Origin of the sequence: Blastococcus aurantiacus, from assembly GCF_900102425.1 — a bacterium.
Classification (GTDB): Bacteria; Actinomycetota; Actinomycetes; order Mycobacteriales; family Geodermatophilaceae; genus Blastococcus; species Blastococcus aurantiacus.
The window spans coordinates 664,847-688,595 of sequence record NZ_FNBT01000001.1 but is presented as its reverse complement, the minus strand read 5'-3'; the positions used below and the strand labels follow the sequence as shown (position 1 = coordinate 688,595).

At 73.0% G+C, this 23,749-nt stretch carries 22 protein-coding genes and 1 pseudogene; 12 read left to right on the top strand and 11 right to left on the bottom strand.

The features are described 5' to 3' along the window. Positions 1-51: 51 nt before the first annotated feature. The 5 genes from BLS70_RS03220 to BLS70_RS03200 all read right to left on the bottom strand — a co-directional run bounded on the left by BLS70_RS03220 (position 52) and on the right by BLS70_RS03200 (position 4,332). Complete coding sequence (locus tag BLS70_RS03220; RefSeq protein ID WP_091764019.1) at positions 52-903, bottom strand: phosphatase PAP2 family protein; 852 nt, start codon at positions 901-903, stop codon at positions 52-54. Between the two features lie 94 nt (positions 904-997). Further along, the gene (locus BLS70_RS03215) at positions 998-1,915 is read right to left on the bottom strand and encodes an amino acid ABC transporter permease (protein ID WP_091764018.1); all 918 of its coding nucleotides are present in this window, start codon (positions 1,913-1,915) and stop codon (positions 998-1,000) included. Next, positions 1,912-2,565: an amino acid ABC transporter permease gene (locus BLS70_RS03210; protein ID WP_091764017.1), complete on the bottom strand. Its 654-nt coding sequence runs from the start codon at positions 2,563-2,565 to the stop codon at positions 1,912-1,914. The genes BLS70_RS03215 and BLS70_RS03210 overlap by 4 nt, the downstream gene beginning before the upstream one ends. A 92-nt stretch (positions 2,566-2,657) precedes the next feature. Then, positions 2,658-3,545: a glutamate ABC transporter substrate-binding protein gene (locus BLS70_RS03205; RefSeq protein WP_091764016.1), complete on the bottom strand. Its 888-nt coding sequence runs from the start codon at positions 3,543-3,545 to the stop codon at positions 2,658-2,660. Positions 3,546-3,576: 31 nt separating this feature from the next. Next, the gene (locus BLS70_RS03200) at positions 3,577-4,332 is read right to left on the bottom strand and encodes an amino acid ABC transporter ATP-binding protein (RefSeq protein ID WP_091764015.1); all 756 of its coding nucleotides are present in this window, start codon (positions 4,330-4,332) and stop codon (positions 3,577-3,579) included. Between the two features lie 143 nt (positions 4,333-4,475). Here BLS70_RS03200 and miaB point away from each other — a divergent pair, with 143 nt between their 5' ends. Further along, the gene (gene miaB, locus BLS70_RS03195; RefSeq protein ID WP_091764014.1) at positions 4,476-5,963 is read left to right on the top strand and encodes a tRNA (N6-isopentenyl adenosine(37)-C2)-methylthiotransferase MiaB; all 1,488 of its coding nucleotides are present in this window, start codon (positions 4,476-4,478) and stop codon (positions 5,961-5,963) included. A 50-nt stretch (positions 5,964-6,013) separates the two neighbouring features. Here miaB and BLS70_RS03190 read toward each other — a convergent pair whose 3' ends face one another. Next, on the bottom strand, positions 6,014-7,756 hold the full coding sequence (locus BLS70_RS03190) for a DUF349 domain-containing protein (RefSeq protein ID WP_091764013.1): 1,743 nt from the start codon (positions 7,754-7,756) through the stop codon (positions 6,014-6,016). 39 nt (positions 7,757-7,795) lie between these two features. Between BLS70_RS03190 and BLS70_RS03185 the strand changes: the two genes are divergently transcribed. The 3 genes from BLS70_RS03185 to dapF are packed head-to-tail and all read left to right on the top strand — an operon-like array spanning position 7,796 to position 10,310. After that, complete coding sequence (locus BLS70_RS03185) at positions 7,796-8,521, top strand: class III extradiol ring-cleavage dioxygenase family protein (RefSeq protein ID WP_091764012.1); 726 nt, start codon at positions 7,796-7,798, stop codon at positions 8,519-8,521. Continuing rightward, positions 8,518-9,441, top strand: coding sequence for a tRNA (adenosine(37)-N6)-dimethylallyltransferase MiaA (gene miaA, locus BLS70_RS03180; protein WP_255362201.1), 924 nt, complete (start codon positions 8,518-8,520; stop codon positions 9,439-9,441). Before BLS70_RS03185 ends, miaA begins: the two co-directional genes overlap by 4 nt. Continuing rightward, a complete protein-coding gene (gene dapF, locus BLS70_RS03175; protein ID WP_091764010.1) occupies positions 9,438-10,310 on the top strand; it encodes a diaminopimelate epimerase in 873 nt (290 codons plus the stop codon). The genes miaA and dapF overlap by 4 nt, the downstream gene beginning before the upstream one ends. A gap of 3 nt (positions 10,311-10,313) precedes the next feature. Here dapF and BLS70_RS03170 read toward each other — a convergent pair whose 3' ends face one another. After that, positions 10,314-10,523 carry a hypothetical protein gene (locus tag BLS70_RS03170; RefSeq protein WP_091764009.1) on the bottom strand — a complete coding sequence of 70 codons (210 nt, stop codon included), beginning with the start codon at positions 10,521-10,523 and terminating at the stop codon, positions 10,314-10,316. A 142-nt stretch (positions 10,524-10,665) separates the two neighbouring features. Here BLS70_RS03170 and hflX point away from each other — a divergent pair, with 142 nt between their 5' ends. From hflX to BLS70_RS03155, 3 genes are all read left to right on the top strand, one after another. Next, positions 10,666-12,129 carry a GTPase HflX gene (gene hflX, locus BLS70_RS03165; protein WP_091764008.1) on the top strand — a complete coding sequence of 488 codons (1,464 nt, stop codon included), beginning with the start codon at positions 10,666-10,668 and terminating at the stop codon, positions 12,127-12,129. 64 nt (positions 12,130-12,193) lie between these two features. Then, on the top strand, positions 12,194-12,916 hold the full coding sequence (locus tag BLS70_RS03160; protein ID WP_255362200.1) for a phosphatase PAP2 family protein: 723 nt from the start codon (positions 12,194-12,196) through the stop codon (positions 12,914-12,916). Further along, positions 12,888-13,958 carry a hypothetical protein gene (locus BLS70_RS03155; protein WP_255362199.1) on the top strand — a complete coding sequence of 357 codons (1,071 nt, stop codon included), beginning with the start codon at positions 12,888-12,890 and terminating at the stop codon, positions 13,956-13,958. The genes BLS70_RS03160 and BLS70_RS03155 overlap by 29 nt, the downstream gene beginning before the upstream one ends. 94 nt (positions 13,959-14,052) lie before the next feature. Here BLS70_RS03155 and lexA read toward each other — a convergent pair whose 3' ends face one another. Then, positions 14,053-14,820: a transcriptional repressor LexA gene (gene lexA / locus BLS70_RS03150; protein WP_091764006.1), complete on the bottom strand. Its 768-nt coding sequence runs from the start codon at positions 14,818-14,820 to the stop codon at positions 14,053-14,055. A 187-nt stretch (positions 14,821-15,007) separates the two neighbouring features. On the opposite strand from lexA, the gene BLS70_RS03145 reads away from it, so the two are divergent. The 4 genes from BLS70_RS03145 (at position 15,008) to BLS70_RS03130 (ending at position 20,530) form a co-directional block, all read left to right on the top strand. Continuing rightward, on the top strand, positions 15,008-15,607 hold the full coding sequence (locus tag BLS70_RS03145) for a LysM peptidoglycan-binding domain-containing protein (RefSeq protein ID WP_218122249.1): 600 nt from the start codon (positions 15,008-15,010) through the stop codon (positions 15,605-15,607). A 131-nt stretch (positions 15,608-15,738) separates the two neighbouring features. After that, positions 15,739-16,557, top strand: coding sequence for a hypothetical protein (locus BLS70_RS03140; protein WP_143030329.1), 819 nt, complete (start codon positions 15,739-15,741; stop codon positions 16,555-16,557). A 457-nt stretch (positions 16,558-17,014) separates the two neighbouring features. Continuing rightward, positions 17,015-17,503: a transcriptional regulator NrdR gene (gene nrdR / locus BLS70_RS03135; protein ID WP_091764004.1), complete on the top strand. Its 489-nt coding sequence runs from the start codon at positions 17,015-17,017 to the stop codon at positions 17,501-17,503. Positions 17,504-17,647: 144 nt separating this feature from the next. Beyond that, positions 17,648-20,530, top strand: a complete 2,883-nt coding sequence (locus tag BLS70_RS03130; RefSeq protein WP_091764003.1) for a vitamin B12-dependent ribonucleotide reductase — start codon at positions 17,648-17,650, stop codon at positions 20,528-20,530. 112 nt (positions 20,531-20,642) lie between these two features. On the opposite strand, the gene BLS70_RS21185 is transcribed toward BLS70_RS03130, so the two are convergent. Together BLS70_RS21185 and BLS70_RS21180 are read right to left on the bottom strand one after the other, a co-directional pair. Next, a complete protein-coding gene (locus BLS70_RS21185) occupies positions 20,643-21,206 on the bottom strand; it encodes an MmyB family transcriptional regulator (protein ID WP_255362198.1) in 564 nt (187 codons plus the stop codon). A gap of 115 nt (positions 21,207-21,321) precedes the next feature. After that, positions 21,322-21,498, bottom strand: a pseudogene (locus tag BLS70_RS21180) (helix-turn-helix domain-containing protein); the annotation flags it as partial. 230 nt (positions 21,499-21,728) lie between these two features. Between BLS70_RS21180 and BLS70_RS03120 the strand changes: the two are divergent. After that, positions 21,729-22,733 carry an SDR family oxidoreductase gene (locus BLS70_RS03120; RefSeq protein ID WP_091764002.1) on the top strand — a complete coding sequence of 335 codons (1,005 nt, stop codon included), beginning with the start codon at positions 21,729-21,731 and terminating at the stop codon, positions 22,731-22,733. Positions 22,734-22,742: 9 nt separating this feature from the next. Here the strand turns inward: BLS70_RS03120 and BLS70_RS03115 are convergent, their stop codons facing one another. Further along, complete coding sequence (locus BLS70_RS03115; protein ID WP_091764001.1) at positions 22,743-23,708, bottom strand: quinone oxidoreductase family protein; 966 nt, start codon at positions 23,706-23,708, stop codon at positions 22,743-22,745. Positions 23,709-23,749 lie beyond the last annotated feature (41 nt).

Below are 23,749 nucleotides of genomic sequence, written 5' to 3'. Positions count from 1 at the left end.
GGGGGCGCGCCGACGGTGGGGCGACTGGGACGGACGGGTCGATCAGGACCCTCAGGAGCGGCTGACCAGCGCGGCAGCGTCGTCGCCGGACGACCGCCCGGGGCCGGGCAGGCGCCCGCCGGCGGATCCGGCGACCTGCACGACGGAGGCGCCCACGCACAGCACGACCACACCCGCGAGGACGTCCAGGATGTAGTGGTTGCCCGAGCCCAGCACCACGAAGAAGGTGCTGAACGGGTAGACCATGGCCACGACGCGCACCCAGGTGCGGCGGACCAGGAGGACCAGCACGACCCCGCACCAGGCGGCCCAGGCACAGTGCAGCGAGGGCATGGCGGCGAACTGGTTGGAGAGCGCGTCCGATCCCGGGCTGCCCGAGGCCGGCCACCACCCCCAGGCCGACGTCTGGCTCATGACGTCGACGAAGCCCTCGTCGGCCAGGAGCCGCGGCGGCGCTGTCGGCAGCGAGTAGAAGCCGATCAGCGCCAGCGCCGTGGTGACCATGAGGATGCCGCTGGCGGCGCGGTACCGGGTGGGGCGCCGCACGAACAGCCAGGCCAGGACCGCCGGGGTGACGAGAAAGTGCAACGTCGCGTAGTGCAGGGCGACCGCGCCGGCGACGACGTCGGTGCGGTGCACCCAGTCGTTGAGGCCGCGCTCGAGAGCCAGACCCCAGGCGTCCTCGACGGCGAGGATCTCCCGGCCGTTGGCGTAGGCGCGGGCGACGACGTCCCCGACGCTGTTGCGCACCAGCGAGTAGACGCCGTAGAGGACGGCGAGGATCAGGATCTCCACCCACCACACCGGGCGGGCGAACGACCGGAGCAGGAACCCGCGACCGGCGGCTTCCGCGGTGGGCGACGCGTCGTCGCGCACACCGGTCGGCGCCAGGGTTGCGGTCACGTCCCACTCATCTCGTCGGCGGAGGCTCGTTCCCTACTCCATCGGATGGGACGGCACCCTCCTTGACCGCCCGGCGGCGGAAAATCCATCGCGGTCAGGCGCCTCCGCCGACCGGCGCACCGCCGACCGGAGTCAGGCCGGCGGTCTCGGCCGGCTGCTCGGTCGAGCGGCCCGCCCGCGCCTGGCGCCGCTCGATGTACTGCGCCAGCCGCCCCAAGGCGTAGTTGATGGCGATGTAGATGAGCGCGACGACGAAGAACGTCTGGATCGGGTTGCCGAGGTTGCGCTGGATGCTCTCGCCCTGGCTGAGCAGCTCGTCGTAGTTGGCGATGAAGGTGACCAGCGAGGTGTCCTTGAGCACGACGATGAGCTGGCTGATGATCGCCGGCAGCATGGTGCGGAACGCCTGCGGGAGCAGCACGATGCGCATGGTCTGCCAGTTCGTGAGGCCGGTCGCCAGGGCCGCCTCCCGCTGACCTCGCGGCAGCGAGGCGACGCCGGCGCGCACGATCTCGGCGAAGATGACCATGTTGTAGACGGTGAGGCCGATGATCAGGCCCCAGAAGACCTGGCCGCCCGGCCACTCCCGCATGTCGAGGCCGACGTCGGGCAGCACGCGCACGCCGATGTACACCAGCACCACGACCGGCACGCCGCGGAAGAGTTCGACGAGACCGATCAGCGGGATCCGGCCGGCCCTGCCGAGCGAGAGCCGCGCGACCGCGATCAGCGTGCCGAGCACGACGGAGAGCACCATGGCCACCGCCGCGGCGCGCAAGGTGTTCAGGATGCCCGTGCCGATCAGCCGCCAGACGGAGTCGAAGACCTCGTTGCCCGGATCGATCAGCGGGCCCCACTTCTCCATGGAGAACTGGCCCCGCTCGTCCAGCCGCCGGTAGACGACGAACGCCAGGCCGAGGAGGACCAGGACCGCGACGACGGTGCCGATCTGCGTCCGGCGCCGCGCCCGGGGACCCTGGGCGTCGTAGAGGACGGCCTGCTGCTGGCTCATCGGGCGATCGCCACCTTCCGCTCGAGGACCTGCAGCAACGCGCCCGACGTCAGCGTGATGACCAGGTAGCCGACGGCGACGCCCCCCACGAAGATCGGGAGGGTCTCGTAGCCGAGGGCGCTGGTCAGCCGCTGGCCGGTGCTCCACAGGTCACCACCCACGCCGAAGGCGCCGACGACGGCCGAGTTCTTCATCATGGCGATGAGCACGCTGCCCAGCGGGGGGACGACGGTGCGCAGCGCCTGGGGGAGCACCACGAAGCGCAGGCCCTGGGTGAAGTTCAGCCCGATCGAGCGGGCGGCCTCCGCCTGCCCGGCCGGCACCGAGTTGATCCCCGACCGCACCGCCTCGCAGACGAATGCCGAGGTGTACAGCACCAGGCCCAGCACGCCGAAGGCGAAGAACGACCGGTTGATGCCGAGCTCGGGGAGCCCGAAGGCGCAGAACACGAGCACGACGGTCAGCGGGGTGTTGCGGAAGGTCGTCACCCAGAACGTGCCGAAGGCGCGCAACGGCGGGATCGGGGAGACCCGGCAGGCGGCGATGAGCACGCCCAGAGGGAGGGCGCCGGCCAGCGCGTACAGGATGATCCTGAGCGAGGTCAGGAAACCGTCGACGAAGAGGTCGATGTTGTCGAAGACAGGACTCACTGGCTCTCCCTCGGCGCCGGCGCTGCTGGATGGGGACGGGGCTCCGCGGCCGGCCGGCTCACGGGCCGGCCGGCCGCGGGGTGCTCAGACGGTCAGGCGCACGGGGCGGGCTCGGGCAGCTCGGGGGTCTCGGTGCCCTCGACCTGGCCGGCGGTGGCCTCCCACGCCTCGATGTAGGCGTCCTCGTTCTCCTGCAGCGTGTCGTTGATGAACTCGCAGAAGGCGACGTCGCCCTTCTGGATGCCGATGCCGTAGGGCTCCTCGGTGAACTGCTCGCCCACCAGCTTGAAGTCACCGTTGGACTTGGAGACGAAGCCCAGCAGGATCACGTTGTCGGTCGTCACGGCGTCGACCTGGCCGTTGCTCAGCGAGTCGGCGCACTGCGAGTACTCGTCGAACAGGACCAGCTGGTCGGGGCTGGCCAGGTACTCGGTGATCTGCTCGGCCGGGGTGGAGCCGGTGACCGAGCACACCTTGGCGTCCGGGTTCTCCTTGAGGGAGTCCGGGCCGGTGATCTCGTCGTTGTCCGAGGCGACCATGATCTGCTGGCCGGCCAGGTAGTACGGGCCGGCGAAGGAGATCCGCTCCTTGCGCGTGTCGTTGATCGTGTAGGTCGCGACGACCATGTCGACCTCGTCGCCCTCGATGACCTCCTCGCGGACGGCCGAGGGGGTCTGCACGAACTCGATGTCGTCCTCGGCGATGCCCAGGGCGCCGGCGATGATCTTGGCGACCTCGACGTCGAAGCCCTCGACCTCGCCCTCGAGGTTCTCCAGGCCGAAGCCCGGCTGGTCGAACTTCGTGCCGACGCGGATGGTCCCGGCCTCGGCGATCTCGGCCATCGTGGTGCCGGCCTCGAACTCGACGTCGGTCTCGACGGCGGGCTCGGACGCGGACGAGTCGTCGTCGCCACCGCAGGCGGCGGCGGTCAGGGCGACGACGGACAGGGTCGCCACCAGGGCGGTACGGCGGAACTTCATGGTCGGTCCTCTCGCTGGTTGAACGTGTGGATCAGTGGGTGAGGATCTTGGAGAGGAAGTCCTTGGCCCGGTCGGAGGTCGGGCTGGTGAAGAAGGTCTCCGGCTCGGCCGTCTCGACGACCCGGCCGCCGTCCATGAAGACGACGCGGTTGGCCGCCCGGCGGGCGAAGCCCATCTCGTGGGTGACGACGACCATGGTCATGCCGTCCTTCGCGAGGCCGACCATGACGTCGAGGACCTCGTTGATCATCTCGGGGTCCAGTGCCGAGGTGGGCTCGTCGAAGAGCATCACCTTGGGCTCCATGGCCAGGGCGCGGGCGATGGCCACGCGCTGCTGCTGACCGCCGGAGAGCTGCGCCGGGTACTTGTCGGCCTGGCTGGCCACGCCCACGCGCTCGAGGAGCTCCCGGGCCCGGCTCTCCGCCTCGCCCTTGGACTTCTTCCGCACCTTGACCGGTCCGAGCGAGACGTTCTCGAGGACCGTCTTGTGGGCGAAGAGGTTGAAGCTCTGGAACACCATGCCGACGTCGGCCCGCAACCGGGCCAGCTCCTTGCCCTCCTCGGGCAGCAGCGCGCCGTCGATGGTGATCTCGCCCTTGTCGATGGGCTCGAGCCGGTTGATCGCCCGGCACAGGGTCGACTTGCCCGAGCCCGAGGGACCGATGACGACGACGACCTCGCCGCGGCCGATCTCCAGGTCGATGTCCTGCAGGACGTGCAGTTCGCCGAACCACTTGTTGACGCCGGACAGGCGGACGAGAGGCTCTCCGTTCGGGCGGCTGGTCACCCCGGGGACACTAAGGGGGGAAGGTGCCGGATCCCGCACGGTGGGATCACGAAGCCGTAACGAAGGCCGATCTTTCCCCCGGGTGGGGCACGCGCGGTCGCCGGGCGGCAGGGAGGTGCGGGCGCCGTACCCTCGCTGCTGTCATGGAGAGCGCAGCGCAGAGCACCGAGCGCACCTACCGGGTGCGCACCTACGGGTGCCAGATGAACGTGCACGACTCCGAGCGGCTGTCCGGGCTGCTGGAGCAGGCCGGCTACCGGGCCGCCGCCGAGGGGGACGACGCCGACGTCGTCGTCCTCAACACCTGCGCGGTCCGGGAGAACGCCGACAACCGGCTCTACGGCAACCTCGGCCACCTGCGCCCGGTGAAGGACGCCCGCCCCGGCATGCAGATCGCCGTCGGCGGCTGCCTGGCGCAGAAGGACCGCGGCGAGATCGTGCGGCGCGCCCCCTGGGTCGACGTCGTCTTCGGTACGCACAACGTGGGGTCGCTGCCGGCGCTGCTGGACCGTGCCCGCCACAACGCCGAGGCGCAGGTGGAGATCGTCGAGTCGCTCGAGGTGTTCCCCTCGACGCTGCCGGCGAAGCGGGACTCGGCCTACTCGGGCTGGGTGTCGATCAGCGTGGGGTGCAACAACACCTGCACGTTCTGCATCGTCCCGGCGCTGCGCGGCAAGGAGAAGGACCGCCGTCCCGGCGAGATCCTGGCCGAGGTGCAGGCGCTGGTCGACCAGGGTGTGCTCGAGGTGACCCTGCTCGGCCAGAACGTGAACGCCTACGGGGTGGAGTTCCGCGAGCGGGGGGCCTTCGCCGACCTGCTGCGGACGGCGGGGCGGATCGAGGGCCTGGAGCGCATCCGCTTCACCAGCCCGCACCCGCGCGAGTTCACCGACGACGTCATCGAGGCGATGGCGGAGACCCCCGCCGTCTGCCACCAGCTGCACATGCCGCTGCAGAGCGGGTCGGACGACGTGCTGCGCCGCATGCGCCGCGGCTACCGGCAGGACCGCTACCTCGGCATCATCGACCGCGTCCGCGCCGCCATGCCCGACGCCGCGATCACCACCGACATCATCGTGGGATTCCCCGGCGAGACCGAGGCCGACTTCGAGCAGACCCTCGAGGTCGTCCGGCAGGCCCGCTTCGCCAGCGCCTTCACCTTCCAGTACTCCAAGCGCCCCGGGACGCCGGCCGCCGACATGGACGACCAGCTGCCCAAGGCGGTCGTCCAGGAGCGGTACATGCGGCTGACCGCCCTGCAGGAGGAGATCAGCTGGGCCGAGAACCGCGCGCGGGTCGGCCGGCGGGTCGAGCTGCTCGTCGCCGCGGGAGAGGGCAGCAAGGACGCCGCCACCGGCCGGCTCTCCGGCCGCGCCCGCGACGGCCGCCTGGTGCACTTCACGGCAGCGGACGGCGTCCGCCCCGGCGACGTCGTCGAGACGGTGGTGACCGACGCCAAGCCGCACTTCCTCGTCGCCGACGGCGTGCCGCTGTCCCACCGCCGGACGCGCGCGGGCGACGCGAGCGAGGCAGGCACCCGCCCGACCACGGCCGGCGTCACGCTGGGGATGCCTCGGATCGGCGTCCCGGATCCGCTCCCGGTCCTCGCCACCGGCTGCTCGGTGTCCTGACGACGACGCCCCCTTCCGGAGTTCCGGGCGGGGGCGTCGTCGTGGGTGGTTCAGCGACGGGCGGACTTCTCGGCTTCTGCCAGCCACTCGCGGCGGGTGGCGAGGTTGGCCTGTGCCTCGCCGATCCGCCGCTGGTCGCCGGCGGCCTCGGCCTTGGCCAGCTGCTCCTCGGCCTTGGTCACGGCGGCCCGCATGGACGTGACCATCGGGTTCTCGGCGGCGGCCCGGGGGCGACCGGCGTCGGCGGCGCCGCGGACCTTCTGCTCGACGGCCTGCATGCGGTCCTCGAGCTGGCGCATGGCCCCGCGCGGCACGTGCCCGACGGCGTCGTAGCGCTCCTGGATCTTGCGCAGCGCGGTCTGCGCCCCGCGGAGGTCCTTGGACGGGTCGATCCGCTCGGCCTCGGCCAGCAGCTCCTCCTTGAGCTTCTGGTTGGCCGCCTCCTCGCCGGTGCGCGCCTTGTCCGACTCCGTGCGGGCAGCGAAGAAGACGTCCTGCGCGGCGCGGAACTGCTTCCACAGGTCGTCGTCGCCGTCGCGGCCGGTGCGCGGCACCGCCTTCCAGCGGTCCATGAGCGAGCGCATCGCGGCGCTGGTCGGGCCCCAGTCGGTGGACGCCGACAGCCGCTGCGCCTCCTTGATCAGCTCCTGCTTGGCGGCGCGTGCCTCACCGCGCTGGGCGTCGAGCTGGGCGAAGTGCGCACCCCGCCGGCGACCGAAGGCGTCCCGCGCCGCGGCGAAGCGCGTCCACAGCGCCTCGTCGGTCTTGCGGTCGATGCCGCGGATCGTCTTCCACTCCTCGACGATCGCCTTGAGCCGGTCGCCGGCGGCCTTCCACGCCGTCGACTCCTCGGCGATCTTCTCGGCCTCGGCGGCCAGCGCCTCCTTGCGTGCCACCTGGGCGGCGCGCTGGGCGGCCTTCTCGGCGCGGGACTCCGCCGCGGCGGAGTCGGCCGTGCCGACCATGGCGCGCGCCCGGGCGGCGAGCCCGTCGAGGTCGCCGACCGCGGCGGCGGTCGGGATCGACTCGGCCAGTGCCTGCGCCTTGCCCTTGATCTCCGAGGGGTTGCCGGTGTGCGCCTTCAGCCGGGCCTCGAGCAGGGAGACCTCGGTGGCCAGGTCGTCGAATCGGCGGGCGTAGTGGGCCAGGCCCGCCACGGGCTCACCGGCCTGCCAGGAGCCGACGGCCCGCTCGCCGTCGGCGGTGCGGACGTAGACGGTGCCGTCCTCGTCGACACGGCCCCAGCGGGAGGGGTCGACGACCGCCTCGGCCGAGGGCGCCATGGTCGCGGGTGAGGGCACCGCGGGAGCGGGGATCGGCGCGGCGGGGCCGGCGGCAGCCGCCGCGGGCGGCGTCTCGGCGTCGGGCGCGACCGTGGGGACGGCTACCTCAGGGGCGACCGCCTCGAGGGTCTCGGCCGGCGCGAGGGTCTCGGCCGGCGCGACCACCGGCTCGGGGTCCGCTGCCGCGGCGACGGGCTCTGCCGGCGGCTCCTCGGCGGCGCCGGGTGCCGGTGGCGGCACCGCGGCCTCGGGGGCGACCGTCTCGAGCGTCTCGGCCGCCGGGACCGCCACCTCGGGAGCAGCGACCTCGGGAGCAGCCGCCTCGGGGGCCGGCTCGGCCGTCGGGTCGGGGAGGGCGGCCCCGGCCGGAATCGGGGCGTCGGGCGTACCGGCCTCTGGCGTCACCGCGTCCGGTCCCTGCTCCACCTCCGGGCTCGCTCCGTCGGGGGTCTCCACAATCGGTGGAGTGGCCTGCTGCGCCCCGCTGCCGGGGTTGTCCGTGCTCGACACGTGGGCAGTGTCCCACGTCGCATCGGCGAGACTGAGGGCGTGAGCCGCGAATCCGGAGGACCGTCCCTCTCCTCCAGCCCGAGTGGCCCTCCCGTCGCCTTCTGCCCCTCCGCGCCGCTGCTCCTGCCCGCGGTCGAGGGCGGCCCGTCGCCGGAGACGACCGAGCTGCGCGGCGCCTGCCTCGCCGCCGTCGCCGCGATGCTCGCGAGCGGTCCGGACTCCGTCGTCGTGGTGGCGGGCGGGGCCCCGGCGGGGGCGCGCTACGGCGAAGGCGACGTCGCCCGGCTGCACGGCCTGGGCTTCGAGCTCGACGTGCCCTTCGCGGGCCCGCCGGCAGCGCGGCCGGGGGTCGCCGGGCCGGAGTTCGCCGTGGGCGCCTGGCTGCTGGACGAGGTCGCGTACCGGGGCGGGCGGATCGGCGTCGGGCCCGGTGAGCTGGCCCGCGTGCTCGCGGAGAGCGCCGAGCCGGTCGGGGTGCTCGCACTGGCCGACGGATCGGCGCGCCGCGGGGTCAAGGCGCCGGGCTACCTCGACGACCGGGCCGCGCCCTTCGACGCCGCCGTCGCCACGGCGCTGGCGGACGGGGACACCGCCGCGCTCGCGGGTCTGGACGCGGCCGAGGGGGAGCGGCTGCTGGCCGCCGGGGTGCCGGTGTGGCGGGCCGTGGGCGGCGCGCTGGCCGGATGCGCGGTGTCCGGCCGGCTGCACGCCGACGTCGCCCCGTTCGGCGTCGGCTACCTCGTGGCCGAGTGGACGCCGCAGTGAGCGAGGCGCCGCCGGTGGTGGCCGTCGTCGGGCCGACCGCCACCGGCAAGACCGCCCTCGCCGTGGAGCTGGCCCGCCGGCTCGGCGGCGAGGTGGTCAACGCCGACTCCATGCAGCTCTACCGGGGCATGGACATCGGCACGGCCAAGCCCGACGCCGCCGAGCGGGGCGGGGTGCCGCACCACCTGCTGGACCTGTGGCACGTGCGCGAGCCGGCGTCGGTGGCCGAGTACCGGCAGCGGGCGCGGGCGGAGATCGACCGGCTGCGGGCCGCGGGCGTCGTCCCGTTGCTCGTCGGGGGGTCCGGGCTGTACGTCCGGGCGGTCCTGGACGAGCTGGACTTCCCGGGCACCGACGCCGGCGTGCGGGCGCGGCTGGAGGCGGAGCTCGCCGAGCTGGGTCCGGCCGCGCTCCACTCCCGGTTGGCCACGGTCGACCCGGCCGCGGCGGCCGCCGTCCTGCCCGGCAACGGACGGCGCATCGTGCGGGCCCTCGAGGTCGTCGAGATCACCGGCGCACCCTTCCGCGCCACGATGCCCGACCCGGTGCCGCACTACCCGGCGGTGGTGCTCGGCCTGGACCGGGAACCCGCCGAGCTCGACGAGCGGATCGCCCTGCGGGTGGACCGGATGTGGGACCGGGGGCTGGTCGCGGAGGTGGAGGCGCTCGCCGCCGACGGCCTGCGCGAGGGGCCCACGGCCTCGCGCGCGCTGGGCTACGCGCAGGTGCTGGCCCAGCTCGACGGCGCCCTCAGCCCGGCGGAGGCGCGGGAACGGACGGTCGTCACCACCCGCCGCTTCGTCCGCCGGCAGCGCTCCTGGTTCCGCCGTGACGCCGCCACCACCTGGCTCGACGCCGCCCGGCCCGACCTGCTCGACGCGGCGGCCGGCGTGATCGCCGACCGTACGATCGGCCCGTGACCGCCTCCCCGCGCGTGCTGATCGGGCACGGCACCGAGAACGACTTCGTCGTGCTGCCCGACCCCGACGGGACGGTGTGGCCCGAGGCGCGCCTGGACGCGGCTCTGGTGCGCCGGCTGTGCGACCGCCGTGCCGGACTCGGTGGCGACGGCGTGCTGCGCCTCGTGCGCACCGCGCACGTACCCGACGCCCCGGCGGTGCTGGGCGCGGACCTCGCCGCCTGCGAGTGGTTCATGGACCACCGCAACGCCGACGGCTCCTTCGCGGAGATGTGCGGCAACGGCATCCGGCTGTTCCTCCACGCGCTGATCAGCGAGGGGCTGCTCGACCGGGCGGCGTGCATCGAGGGCCTCCTGGTGGGCACCCGCGGAGGACCGCGCCGCGTGGGGGCGGCCGAGGGCGGCGGCTACTGGGTCGACATGGGTCCCGCCCGCGAGTTCGGCCGCGGGTCGGCCGACCTCGACGGCCACACCTTCCCCGGGCTCGCGATCTCGATGGGCAACCCGCACCTGGCCGCCCTCACCGACGTCGACGTCGACGGCCTCGACCTCACCCGCGAGCCCGCGTTCGACGCCGCGCTGTTCCCCGAGGGCGTCAACGTCGAGCTGATCAACGAGCTGGAGCCCGGCACCCACATCCGCATGCGGGTCCACGAGCGAGGCGTGGGGGAGACGCGCTCGTGCGGCACCGGTGCCTGCGCGGCGGCCTACGCCGCGCTCACCCATGCCGGCCGGACCGAGGGCACCGTCGTCGTCGACGTGCCCGGGGGTCGCCTGTCGGTGCAGATCGACCCCCGGACGACGGTGCTCACCGGCCCCGCGGTGCTGGTGGCGGCCGGCTCGCTGTCGCAGGAGTGGCTGGGGGCCTGAGGCTCAGACGCGGTCGTCGTCGTCGGTCGGCGACTCCGGCATCATCGACTGGCCCTCGGTGCCCGGGCTGCCGGTCGGTTCGCCCCGACCGCTGTCCTGGTCGGGGCCACCGCCCATGGGGTTGCGGGGCGGCCCGCCGATGCCCTTCGGCTCCCGGCCCGGGTCCTCGAGCTCGCTGTTCGAACCCACGCTGCTCGATCCGGTGCTGCTCATCGGTTCCTCCTCGTGTGCGGGATCTCGTTCCGAAAGGCCGTACCCGCGCACCGGATCGGGATGCACCGGGGCCCTCCCGGCGTTGTGCCCGGTGATGACAACTCAGGTGCTACCTGCCGCAGACCGTGCCACGCTGGAGACGATGACGACCGCCGCGAACACCCCCGTCGAGGAGCCCACCGCCCCCTCGACCCGTCCTGCCCCCGCCGCCGACCGCCGGGAGGGGAAGGACGACACCACCGGTTCCTACGCCCTCGAGGCCCGTGGCGCGCTGCGCCGCGTGGCCGGGCTGGGCACCGAGCTGGCCGACGTCACCGAGGTCGAGTACCGGCAGCTGCGCCTCGAGCGCGTGGTGCTCGTCGGAGTCTGGACCGAGGGGACGCAGGTCGACGCCGACCGCTCGCTCGCCGAGCTCGCGGCGCTGGCCGAGACCGCCGGTTCCGAGGTCCTCGAGGCCGTGAGCCAGCGACGGGACAAGCCGGACGCCGCCACCTACGTCGGCTCGGGCAAGGCCAACGAGATCCGCGACATCGTCGCCGCGACCGGCGCCGACACCGTGATCTGCGACGGGGAGCTCACCCCCGGCCAGCTCAACCAGCTGGAGAAGGTGCTCAAGGTCAAGGTCGTCGACCGGACCGCGCTGATCTTGGACATCTTCGCCCAGCACGCCACCAGCCGGGAGGGCAAGGCCCAGGTCGAGCTGGCGCAGATGCAGTACATGCTGCCTCGACTGCGTGGCTGGGGTGAGTCGCTGTCCCGGCAGGCCGGTGGTCGTGTGGCCGGCGGTGGCGGTATCGGTACCCGTGGCCCCGGTGAGACCAAGATCGAGACCGACCGGCGGCGCATCCGGACCCGGGTCAGCAAGCTGCGCCGCGAGATCGCCGGCATGGCGACGGCCCGCGCGACCCAGCGCAACAGCCGGGACCGCAACGCGACGCCGTCCGTGGCGATCGCCGGGTACACCAACGCCGGCAAGTCCAGCCTGCTCAACCAGCTCACCGGCGCAGGGGTCCTGGTGGAGAACGCGCTGTTCGCCACCCTGGACCCCACCGTCCGCCGGGCCGAGGGCCCCGACGGCCGCGAGTACACGCTGACCGACACCGTCGGGTTCGTCCGGCACCTGCCGCACCAGCTGGTCGACGCGTTCCGGTCGACGCTGGAGGAGGTGGCCGCCGCCGATCTGCTGCTGCACGTCGTCGACGGTTCCGACCCCGACCCGCTCGGTCAGATCAACGCCGTCCACGTCGTCCTGCAGGACATCGACGCCTCGTCGGTGCCCGAGGTGATCGTCGTGAACAAGGTCGACGCCATGGACGAGGAGTCGATCCTCACCCTGCGCCAGGCCCTGCCCAAGGCCGTGTGGGTCTCGGCGCGGACGGGTGCGGGCATGGACGAGCTGCGCGAGCTGATCGCGGCCCGGCTCCCGCACCCCGACGTCGACGTCGACGTGCTGGTGCCCTACGACCGCGGGGACCTCGTGGCCCGGGTGCACCGGGACGGCGAAGTGCTCGCCGAGGCGCACGAGGCCGGCGGCACCCGGCTCACCGCCCGCGTGGACGGCGCACTGGCCGCGGCGCTCGAGGAGTTCGGGGCGCCGGTCGGCTGACCGGTCCGCGCGGCGCCCGGCTCGGCCGGATCACAGGCAGGTCACGGACCGGTACGGTGACCCGGTGACGAGCGGCGTGGTGCACGACGCCGGCCCCCGAGGGAGCACCTCGGGGACGCCGGTGGGCCGGCCGTCGTGGTGGGCGATGCTCGCCGCCCTGGTCGTCGGTGGGCTCGTGACCCTGGACCTGCTCACCTACGGCGCCACCGAGCGTTTCGACGTGCGGGTGTCCGACGTCGTCAAGGGCTGGGGTCTCGCCGACTCGGCGGCCTACCCGCTGGTCTGGCTCGTGACCCAGCTCGGTGGGCGGGTCACCATCCTGGTGGTCCTCGCGGGCCTGGTCGGCTACCTGGCCTGGACCCGGCGGACCGTGCTGCCGCTGCTCCGCGTGCTGGTGGCCGTGGTGCTGCTGACCGGAGCGGTGTACGCGCTCAAGTACGGGACCGGCCGCACCGCCCCCCGCTATCCCGGCAGCTACTTCTTCCACGACGACGGCGCGTCGTTCCCGTCGGGGCACGTCGCCAACGCCGTGCTCATGTGGGGCGTGGCCCGGTGGCAGGCCGTGGAGTACGGACTGCCCGCCCGGGTGCAGCGCCTCTTCTGGTGGCTGAGCGTCGTGGGGCCGGTGCTCACCGGGCTGTCGATGATCTCGCTGGACTTCCACTGGGTCACCGACGCCGTGGTGGGCGCGGCCGTGGGCATCCTGCTGCTGGGCGTGGTTCACGCACTGGACGCATTCGTTCTGTCACGCTGGGTCCGTGCCCGAGCAGGCCGGCAGACCGCGTAGCGGCATCGCAGGACGGCGTGCCACCCGGGCGTTCCCCCTCGGCGTGGCGGTCCTCCTCGGCGTCGTGCTGCCCGTCGGTGCTGCCGGTGTCGCGGCCGCCGAGGAGCCGGCTGCACCGGCGGTCCGCTGCTCGATCACCGAGCCGGCGCTGGCCGAGATCTCCGGCCTCGTCGACCTCGGGGAGCGCATGCTCGTCATGAACGACGGCGGCGATCGGGTGAGCGTCACCGTGCTCGACGGCGGGTGCCAGGTGCTGGAGACGCGCACCGCCGATGTCGACCCCTACGACCCCGAGGACCTCGCGCTCGGGGCCGACGGCACCATCTGGCTGGCCGACGCCGGCGACAACAACGCCACCCGCGCGACCGTCGCGCTGATCGCGCTGCGACCGAACGGCTCGGCCGTGGTGCACCGGCTCAGCTACCCCGACGGTGCCCACGACTCGGAAGCGCTGCTGCTGGCCCCGGACGGCACGCCGTACCTGGTCACCAAGGAGGTGCTCGGGTCCAGTGGCGTCTACCGGCCCACCGCTCCTGTCTCGGCCGAGGCGACCGTGCCCATGGAGCGGGTGGCGACGGTCAACATGACGCTCACCGGCACCGCTGGCGGCCCGGTCGGCCGGGCGGGGCAGTTGCTCGTCACCGGGGGAGCGGTGGCGGGGGACGGGCACGCCCTGGCGCTGCGCACGTACACCGACGCCTACGTGTGGCCGCTGGTCGGCTCCGACGTCGTGGGGGCACTGGCCGGCACGCCGGTGCGGACGGCGCTGCCCGACTCGCCGCAGGGCGAGGCGATCAGCTTCACCGCGGACAACGCCCAGCTCCTGGTCGCCAGCGAGGGCGTGCCGGGGGACGTCGTCGTGGTGCCGATCCCGGCCGGCTCGGCGTCGCCGGCGGCCGAGCCGTCGGACGGCCCGGTGCCCAGCCTCAGCGACCTGACCAGCTCGGGTCGGTCACCGGTGACCTCGGCGCTGATCGCAGCCGCGGTGGCGACCGTCGTGGTGTGGCTGGGCGCGAAGTTCCGCAGGCGACCCAAGCCGTGAGTCCTGTGCTGGACGGGCCTGCGACCGGTCCTGGACACCGGTGCCACCGGAGCCCCGTCCGGACGACGGACGGGACTCCGGCAGCTCAAGAGCCCTAGACCCTGCGCAGCACCGAGACGACGCGGCCGAGGACCGTGGCGTCGTCGCCGGGGATCGGCTCGTAGGCCGGGTTGTGCGGCAGCAGCCAGACGTGCCCGTCCCGGCGCTTGTAGGTCTTGACCGTCGCCTCGCCGTCGATCATGGCGGCGACGATCTCACCGTTCTCCGCGGTGGGCTGCTGGCGCACGACCACCCAGTCGCCGTCGCAGATGGCGGCCTCGACCATCGAGTCGCCGACGACCTTCAGCATGAAGAGCGTCCCCTCGCCGACCAGCTCGCGGGGGAGGGGGAAGACGTCCTCCACCGCCTGCTCGGCGAGCACCGGGCCACCGGCGGCGATCCGGCCGACCAGCGGCACGTAGGTCGGGGCCGCGAGCGGCTCGTCGGTGCCGGCCACCGGCTCCGCGAGGGGCGCCGTCGGGCGCGAGGTGTCGCCCGGGAGCCGGACGTCCAGCGCGCGGGGGCGGTTCGGGTCGCGCCGCAGCCACCCCTTCTTCTGCAGCACGGAGAGCTGGTGGGCCACCGACGAGGCCGAGGAGAGACCGACCGCCTCGCCGATCTCGCGCACCGACGGGGGGTACCCGCGCCGGTCGATGGAGTCGCGGATGACCTCCAGGACCCGGCGCTGCCGCTGGGTCAGCCCGTCGCCGTCGGTGCCGCGGTCGGGGAAGGAGCGCACGGACGCGGTGCCGTTCTCCCGGTCCGGTTCCGTCGCCGTGCTGCGCGTCCGCCGGCCACCCGACGTCCCGCTGGTCTCCGCCACGTCTCCTCCTCGCGGGCTGCCGGTGCAGCCGTGCTGGTCGCGTCCCCGGAACCGTAGCGCTGATCACCGCACCTTTCAAACACCTGTTCGAAACCGGGACGCCGTGTCGGGTCGCTTCTGTCGGTGGTCTCCGGTAGACATCGCACAGACGTTCGATTCGAACAGCCGTTCGAAGACGGTGACGACGGTGCAGGTCGGAGGAGTGGTCATGGGTGGCGTGGCGCAGGCCGTGGTGGAGTTCGACGAGGCGGTCCAGGCTCCGTGGCGGCCGCCGCTTGCGAGTGGGTCCGGTCGTGTGCGGACGCTGCGGGCGGTGCCGGACCTGGCACCTCGCACCCCCGCCGCGTCCGCGCGCGCCGGCCGGATGGCGGCGGACGCCGCGGCCTCCCGCCCGCGGCCGTCGGGGAACCAGCTGCGCCGCCCCCTCCCGGCGGGCACGGCGAGCCCCCGCCGCCCGGCCGTCCCCGGTCGCGCCGTCGACGAGCGCAGCGTCCCGGGCGTCCGGCTCACGCGCCGCGCGCGCCGGCTCGGCGTGGTGCTCGGTCTGGCCGTGGGGATCGCGGTGGGGTCCTGCGTGGGGTCCGCCGTCGCCGGGGACGACGAGGGTGGCCTGCGCCTGGCGGGGGAGAGCAGCGTCGTCGTGCACCCGGGCGACACGCTCTGGTCCATCGCAGCAGCCGTCGCCGGCGAGGGGGACGACGTCCGGGACGTCGTCGCCGACATCCGCGAGCTGAACGAGCTGCCGGACGCCGTCGTGGTCCCGGGTCAGGTCCTCCTCCTCCCGTGAGCGAGGGCAGCACGCCTCCCGCCCGGCCGGGCGACAGGGCAACACCTGGCCAAGCTGAGGCGGCGAGTTCGTCAATCATCAGCCCGGGCGTCTTCACCCACAGTGGCCGGTCGAGCGCATACGGTCGTCGCGTGTCAGGTTCCATGGACAGCCGAGCCGCTGTGTTCACCAGTTCCCCCCAGGCCGTCGAGGTCTACCAGGCGGGGACGTGGTGGCGCGGCGAGCTGCTCGGCTGGCGGCACGACGCCTCCGGGACCTGCCAGATGTGGGTGCGGGTGGTCGTCGGCGGTGTCGAGGAGACGGCGTGGATCGATCTCGCCGCCCTCCGCCTGCCGGAACAGCAGGTCTCCCCGGTCACGGCGCCCAACCGGATCGACTCCCGGGTGAAGCAGGAGCTCCCGCCCGCCCAGGCGATCTCCGCCATGCGGGGCCGCCCCCTCACGATCGATGCGGCGACGACCGCTGCGCTGCCGATGATCCGGGACGAGGCCCCGGCGCCCTCGGTGGCAGGTGCCGCCGCCGTGGCGCCCACCGTCTCCGTGTCGCGCCCCGCCGGGCGCCGGCGGGCTCCCGAGGACACCGACGTCCAGGTCGCCGTCGCTGCCGAGGTCGCGGTCCCGCCCGGCCGGCACCGCGCAGACCGTGACGAGGGCCGGCACCGGGCGGCGGACACGGAGATCTTCGCGGCGATCGCCGACCAGGGCGACCGGGACCTTGTGGAGTCGGCGACGACAGCGGAGTCGCGCCGCGCGGCGCGGCCGCACGTCGGCGCCGGGTGGTCGGTCCCGCAGGCGCGCAGCGCCCGGCCCGAGGAGTCCTACGGGCGGTCCGAGGTCTGCGCCGGCCGCGTCGACGCCGAGGCCGACCTGCTGACCCGCCCCATGCGGCTCGGTGACCTGTCCGCGAGCTCGCGCCGGCCCCGGGTCGGCAACTCCGTCTTCGGGGCCTGAGGCCCGCCGCTCCGTCTGCGGGCGCGCTCACTGGTCGCGTCGTCCGCCGGCCCGGCACCCCCGTCGCTCACCGCTGAGGGAAGGGCGGCGTCCGCACCACGCTGACGGGTCAGCACGGCCCTGAGGTGCCGCGTCCGGCACCGGCAGGGGTGGTCGTGAGCGCGCAGCGTCGACGTCCCGGTACACCCTCCGGCGCGCCGTGCGGGCGTGTCGTGTGACGGGTGGGATGCCGTGTTCCTGCGGGTGACAGCCGGGTCAGGGCGGAACACGCCGACCGGTAGATGTCTTGCACATCTAGTGGGGCCAGGCATAGGGTTCCACTAGATCTAGTAGTTACAGAGCTGTAAGACTCGTCCACAGGCCGGTCCTCAGGTTCTCCCCGCGACGTCCACCGGATGTCCCCAGGAGGGTCCACAGGACGTCCCGGACGAGGAGTCGCTGAGGGAGGTGGACCGCGATGCGTTGCCCGTTCTGCCACAACCCGGACAGTCGGGTGATCGACTCGCGGGAGGCCGACGAGGGGGCGACCACGCGTCGCCGCCGTTCCTGCCCGCAGTGCGGTCGGCGGTTCACCACCGTCGAGGAGGCCGTCCTCGCCGTCGTCAAGCGCAGCGGCGTCAGCGAGCCGTTCAACCGCTCCAAGGTCGTCGCCGGTGTCCGCCGGGCCTGCCAGGGCCGGCCGGTCGACGAGGACCAGCTGGCCAAGCTCGCCCAGCAGGTCGAGGACACGATCCGCGCCAGCGGCGCGGCGGAGGTCCCCGCCCACGAGGTGGGGCTCGCCATCCTCGGTCCGCTGCGCGAGCTCGACGAGGTCGCCTACCTGCGCTTCGCCAGCGTCTACCGCGCCTTCACCTCGGTGGCCGACTTCGAGAAGGAGATCGCCGAGCTGAAGGCCCGCCCCACCGGTGCGGCCGCCCCCGCCGCCGGCCCGTCCGACGGCCCCTGAGAACTGTCACTACCCACGGCTAGACAGCACGTCGAGCACTTCGATCGCGGCTCTTCCCCAGCCCTCCGATCCGTCACCGCGCGGCTCCACGGCGCGCGCCGAGCACCACACCGAGCACCACACGACCAGGGAGAGCTCCACACCATGACCGAGACCGACGACCGCTTGGCAAGCAGCCGCGCACGGCGCACCCCCAAGGCGCCCAGCCGGAAGGGCCTCAAGATCAAGCGCGTCTTCACCACCGCCGGTGTGCACCCCTACGACGACGTGACGTGGGAGCGCCGCGACGTCGTCATGACCAACTGGCGCGACGGCTCGATCAACTTCGAGCAGCGCGGTGTCGAGTTCCCCTCCGAGTGGAGCATCAACGCCACCAACATCGTCACGACAAAGTACTTCCGCGGTGCCGTGGGCACCCCGCAGCGCGAGACGAGCCTGCGCCAGCTCATCGACCGGGTGGTGCTCACCTACGGCGCGGCCGGTCGCGAGCACGGCTACTTCGCCAGCGAGGGCGACGCCGAGATCTTCGAGCACGAGCTGACCTGGATGCTCATGCACCAGTACTTCAGCTTCAACTCGCCCGTGTGGTTCAACGTCGGCACGAGCTCTCCCCAGCAGGTCAGCGCCTGCTTCATCCTCGCCGTCGACGACGAGATGGACTCGATCCTCAACTGGTACCGCGAGGAGGGCCTGATCTTCAAGGGCGGCTCCGGTGCAGGCCTCAACCTCTCCCGCATCCGCTCCTCCAAGGAGCTGCTCTCCTCCGGCGGCACCGCGTCCGGCCCGGTCAGCTTCATGCGCGGCGCCGACGCCTCGGCCGGGACCATCAAGTCCGGTGGCGCCACCCGCCGTGCGGCGAAGATGGTCGTCCTCGACATCGACCACCCCGACATCGAGGAGTTCATCGAGACCAAGGCGCGCGAGGAGGACAAGATCCGCGCGCTGCGCGACGCCGGCTACGACATGGACCTCGGTGGCAAGGACATCACCAGCGTCCAGTACCAGAACGCCAACAACTCGGTGCGCGTCTCCGACGAGTTCATGCGCGCCGTGGAGGAGGGCACCGAGTTCGGCCTCCGTGCCCGCATGGACGGCTCGGTCATCGAGACCGTCGACGCCAAGACCCTGTTCCGCAAGGTCACCCAGGCGGCCTGGGAGTGCGCCGACCCGGGCATCCAGTACGACGACACGATCAACGACTGGCACACCAACCCCGAGACCGGCCGCATCAACGCGTCCAACCCCTGCTCGGAGTACATGAGCCTGGACAACAGCTCGTGCAACCTGGCGTCGCTGAACCTCATGAAGTTCCTCAAGGCCGACGGCACATTCGACTCGAAGAACTTCGTCAAGGCCGTCGAGCTGGTCATCACCGCGATGGACATCTCGATCTGCTTCGCCGACTTCCCGACCGAGCCGATCGGCGAGACCACCCGGGCCTACCGCCAGCTGGGCATCGGCTACGCCAACCTGGGCGCCCTGCTCATGGCGACCGGCCACGCCTACGACTCGCGCGGTGGCCAGAGCCTGGCCGCCGCCATCACCTCGCTGATGACCGGCACCGCCTACCGCCGCTCGGCCGAGCTGGCCGGCATCGTCGGCGCCTACGAGGGCTTCGCCCGCAACGCCGACGCCCACGCCCGGGTCATGCGCAAGCACTCCGCGGCCAACGACGCGATCCGCCCGGTAGGTGCCGACGACGCCGACGTGCTCCGCGCGGCTACCAAGGAGTGGCAGGACTGCCTCGAGATCGGCGCCGAGAACGGCTGGCGCAACGCGCAGGCCTCGGTGCTGGCCCCGACCGGCACGATCGGCTTCATGATGGACTGCGACACGACCGGCATCGAGCCGGACTTCTCGCTGGTCAAGTTCAAGAAGCTCGTCGGTGGCGGCTCGATGCAGATCGTCAACCAGACGGTGCCGCGGGCGCTGCGCAGCCTGGGCTACCAGGAGGAGCAGATCGAGGCGATCGTCGAGTACATCGCCGAGCACGGCCACGTCGTGGACGCGCCGACCCTGCGCCCCGAGCACTACGAGGTCTTCGACTGCGCCATGGGCGAGCGCGCCATCCAGCCCATGGGCCACGTCCGCATGATGGCCGCGGTGCAGCCGTTCATCTCCGGCGCGATCAGCAAGACGGTCAACATGCCGGAGACCGCCACCATCGAGGACGTCGAGAAGATCTACTTCGAGGGCTGGAAGCTCGGCCTCAAGGCGCTGGCGATCTACCGCGACAACTGCAAGGTCGGCCAGCCGCTGTCCGGCGGCAAGGGCAAGAACGACGGCACCAAGGACGAGGTCAAGGTCGAGGCGACCGCCCCGGCCGCGCTCTCGCACCCCGTGCGCAAGCGCCTGCCCAAGAAGCGGACGAGCGTCACCACCTCGTTCAGCGTCGCCGGCGCCGAGGGCTACATGACCGCGGGCATGTACGAGGACGGCAGCCTCGGTGAGGTGTTCCTGAAGCTCGGCAAGCAGGGCTCGACCCTGGCCGGTGTCATGGACGCCTTCTCGATCGGCATCTCGCTGGCGCTGCAGCACGGTGTGCCGCTGGAGACCTACATCTCCAAGTTCACCAACATGCGCTTCGAGCCGGCCGGCATGACCGACGACCCGGACATCCGGATCGCCCAGTCGGTGATGGACTACATCTTCCGTCGCCTGGCCCTGGACCACCTGCCCGTCGACAAGCGGGCCGGTCTCGGCATCTTCACCGCCGAGGAGCGGGCCGCCCAGGTCGCCGGCTCCTACGGCTCGTCGGCCAGCACCCCGGCCGTCACCGAGGAGGACGAGGTCGACCTGGAGCAGCTGCGCGGCTCCGCGCCGATCGAGACCGCCAAGGTGGAGGAGAAGGTCACCCCGGCGGGCCCGAAGTCGGTCAAGGAGGCCCACTCCTCGGCCGAGCTGCTGGAGCTGGTCACCGGCACCGCCACCGACGCGCCGCTGTGCATGACCTGCGGCACGAAGATGCGTCCCGCCGGCAGCTGCTACGTCTGCGAGGGCTGCGGCTCCACCAGCGGCTGCAGCTGATGTAGCCCGGGCGAGCGCGGTACCGCTCCGCTCGCCCGGTCCGTCCACCGGCCCGGTCCCTCATCGAGGGGCCGGGCCGGTGGCGTTCCCAGGTGCCCGCGTCGCACGCGCGTCACCGATCCGGGGATGCTCCGGTACCGCTGCCCGACGGCGAGAGAGCGAGGGACTGGGCGCCGATCACCGCGAGCATCTCGAGCCGGTCGTGGCTCTCCGTACCAGGGAGGGCGGTGTAGACCATCAGATGGTGGGCCTGGTGGGGGTCGATCAGCGTCTGGCAGTTGAGTTCCATCCGGCCCACCTCGGGGTGCTGGTACCGCTTCACCTCATCCGGGTGGACGCCGACCTCGTGCGCTCCCCACAAGGTCCTGAACTCGTCGCTCCGCTCCAGCAGCAGGTCGGTCAGCTGCGCCGCCCGGGATCCGGGCCCCCGGAGCGTGACGATGGAGCGGAGCCCGGCGACGTACATGCGCGAGAGGAAGGCGTGGTCCTCCGGCACGTGGCGCGCTCGGGCCGCCGCGTCGGTGAACCACCGGTAACCCCTGCTGCGCGCGGGGCCGGTGAACCGCGTCGTGTCGCCGGTGAGGGCGACGGCGAGCGGAGTCTGCCGGAGCGTCTCGCCGAGTTCGGTGACGATCTCGGCAGCGGTGTCCCCGAGCCGGTCGAAGATCCGCAGCAACCCCGTGCTCGCTGCTCGGCCCGCGGGGCGGGGGCTGCTGGCCGGCCAGCCGGAACAGGTGGTCCCGCTCGTCGAGTGACAGGTGCAGCCCCTGGGCCATCGAGGCCAGCATCTGCTCGGACGGCTGAGGGCCCCGCTCCCGCTCCAGCCGCGAGTAGTAGTCGGTCGACATGTGGCAGAGGACGGCCACTTCCTCGCGGCGCAGCCCCGCGGTGCGACGGCGGGGCCCACGGGGCAGGCCGACGTCCTCGGGCTGGAGCGACTCCCGGCGGCGCCGGAGGAACTCCGCCATCCCGGCTCGATCGACGGCCACGTGTCTCCTCCGGATGCGGTGCGCTGCGCCGGCCTGGTGCAGCGCGTCGAGGACGTGTCTACCGGTGCGCTCACGGCGCAGCCACGGCCCGCCGATCCCCCTCTCGAGCGTCGGCAGAGGGGGATCGACGGGTCCTGCCTCGTGTCGATCGGCGGGGAGACGGTGGTGTCACCGCGCACCGAGCGCCTCGACGACACAGGAGTCCGACGATGGCCAGCACCACGATCGACATCCCCGTTCCCGACCTATCGGGCAAGCGAGCAGTGCTCACCGGAGGCAGCGACGGCATCGGCTTGGTCCTCGCCCGGCGCCTGGCGGCCGCCGGCGCCGACCTGGTCCTCCCGGTCCGCAACCACGGGAAGGGGGAAGCGGCACTCGCCGAGATCCGGTCACGCGTCCCGGGCGCGCGCCTCACCCTCCACCCGCTCGACCTGTCCTCGCTGGAGTCGGTCGCCCGCCTCTCCGACGTCCTGCTCGGCGAGGGCCGGCCGATCGACGTCCTGGTCAACAACGCCGGCGTCATGACGCCGCCGCAGCGGCGGACGACGGTCGACGGGCACGAGCTGCAGTTCGGCACCAACCACCTCGGGCACGTCGCGCTCGTGGCCGGCCTCCTGCCGCTACTGCGCGCCGGCCGGGCGCGTGTCACGTCGCAGGTGAGCATCGCCGCCAACAGAAACGCCATCAACTGGGACGACCTGCAGTGGCAGCGCTCGTACGACCCGTTCCGGGCCTACAGCCAGTCGAAGATCGCTCTGGGCCTGTTCGGCCTCGAGCTCGACCGGCGCAGCACGGCCGGCGGGTGGGGGATCACCAGCAACATCTCGCACCCGGGGGTGGCTCCCACGAACCTGCTCGCTGCCCGGCCCGAGATCGGCCGGGCCGAGGAGACGCGGAACATCCGCGTGATCCGGCGGCTGTCGGCGTTGGGCATCGCGGGGACGCCCGAGACCGCCGCCCTCCCCGCCCTGCTCGCCGCGACGTCGCCGGACGCGTCCGGCGGCCGGTTCTACGGCCCGCGCCGGTGGGGGCACATCAGTGGGCCGCCGGCCGAGCAGACTGCCTACCGTCGGCTGCGGAGCTTCGAGGACGCCCGGAGGGTCTGGGAGCTGTCCGAGGAGCTGACCGGCGTGCCCTTCCCGACCGACCGGCCGGAGGGCGACGCCCAGGCGCCTGCCGTCCGGCCGGCCGTCGAGCGGCCGGCGCCCGCCTGACAGGCCGGGTCAGGGGGTGAGGACGACGCGCCCGATCGCCCGGCGGCTCTCGATGTACTCGTGCGCGGCGGCGGCCTCGGCGAGCGGGAAGGTGCGGTCGACCAGGACGGTCAGCCGGCCGGCGGCGACGTCGTCCACCAGTACCTGCACCATCGCCTGCACCCGCGGGGTGGTGATCTCGCCACCCAGGTAGACGCCGGTCAGCGACTGGTTCTGCCGGCCCAGCACGCCGGCGTTGAACGGCGAGAAGTCCCGCCCGGCGTTCCCGACGGTGATGGCGCGGCCGCGGCGGCCCAGGCAGGCGACGGACTGCTGCAGGGTAGAGCCGCCCACCGAGTCGACGACGAGGTCGACGCCGCGTCCACGGTCGGAGAGGCTCCGCACCTCCTCGACCCAGCCGCTCTGCGAGTAGTCGACGGCGTGGTCGAGGCCGAGCGCGGCGAGGGGCTCGAGCCGGGCGAGGGACGACGCGGTCGCGATGACCGTCGCCCCGGCCCGCTTGGCGAGCTGGATCGCGGCCACGCCCACCCCGCCGGCGCCGGCCTGGATGAGGACCGTCTCGCCCTCCTGCAGCCGCCCGAACTCGAACAGGCAGTCGTGCGCGGTGCCGAACGGGATCGGCACGCAGGCGACGGACGCGACGTCGGCGCCCTCGGGGATCTTCCAGGTGGTCCTGGCGGACACGGCCCAGAGCTCGGCGTGCGAACCGTGGCTATTGGTGGCCACGACCCGGTCGCCGACGGCCCGGTCGGTCACGTCGTCGGCGACCGCCACGATCGTCCCGGCCGCCTGGTAGCCCACGATGTGCGGCTGCGAGAGCAGCGGGCCACCCAGCCGGTTGAGGGTGTCCCCGCCCTCGATCGAGACGGCCTCGACCTGGATGACGACGCCTCCCGGCGCGACGACCGGATCGGGGACCTCCTCGTACTGGAGGACCTCCGGGGGACCGTTGCGGTGGTAGACGGCAGCCTTCATGCATGCGCTCCTGGGCGTCGGGTGGTCTGGGTCACCTGGAC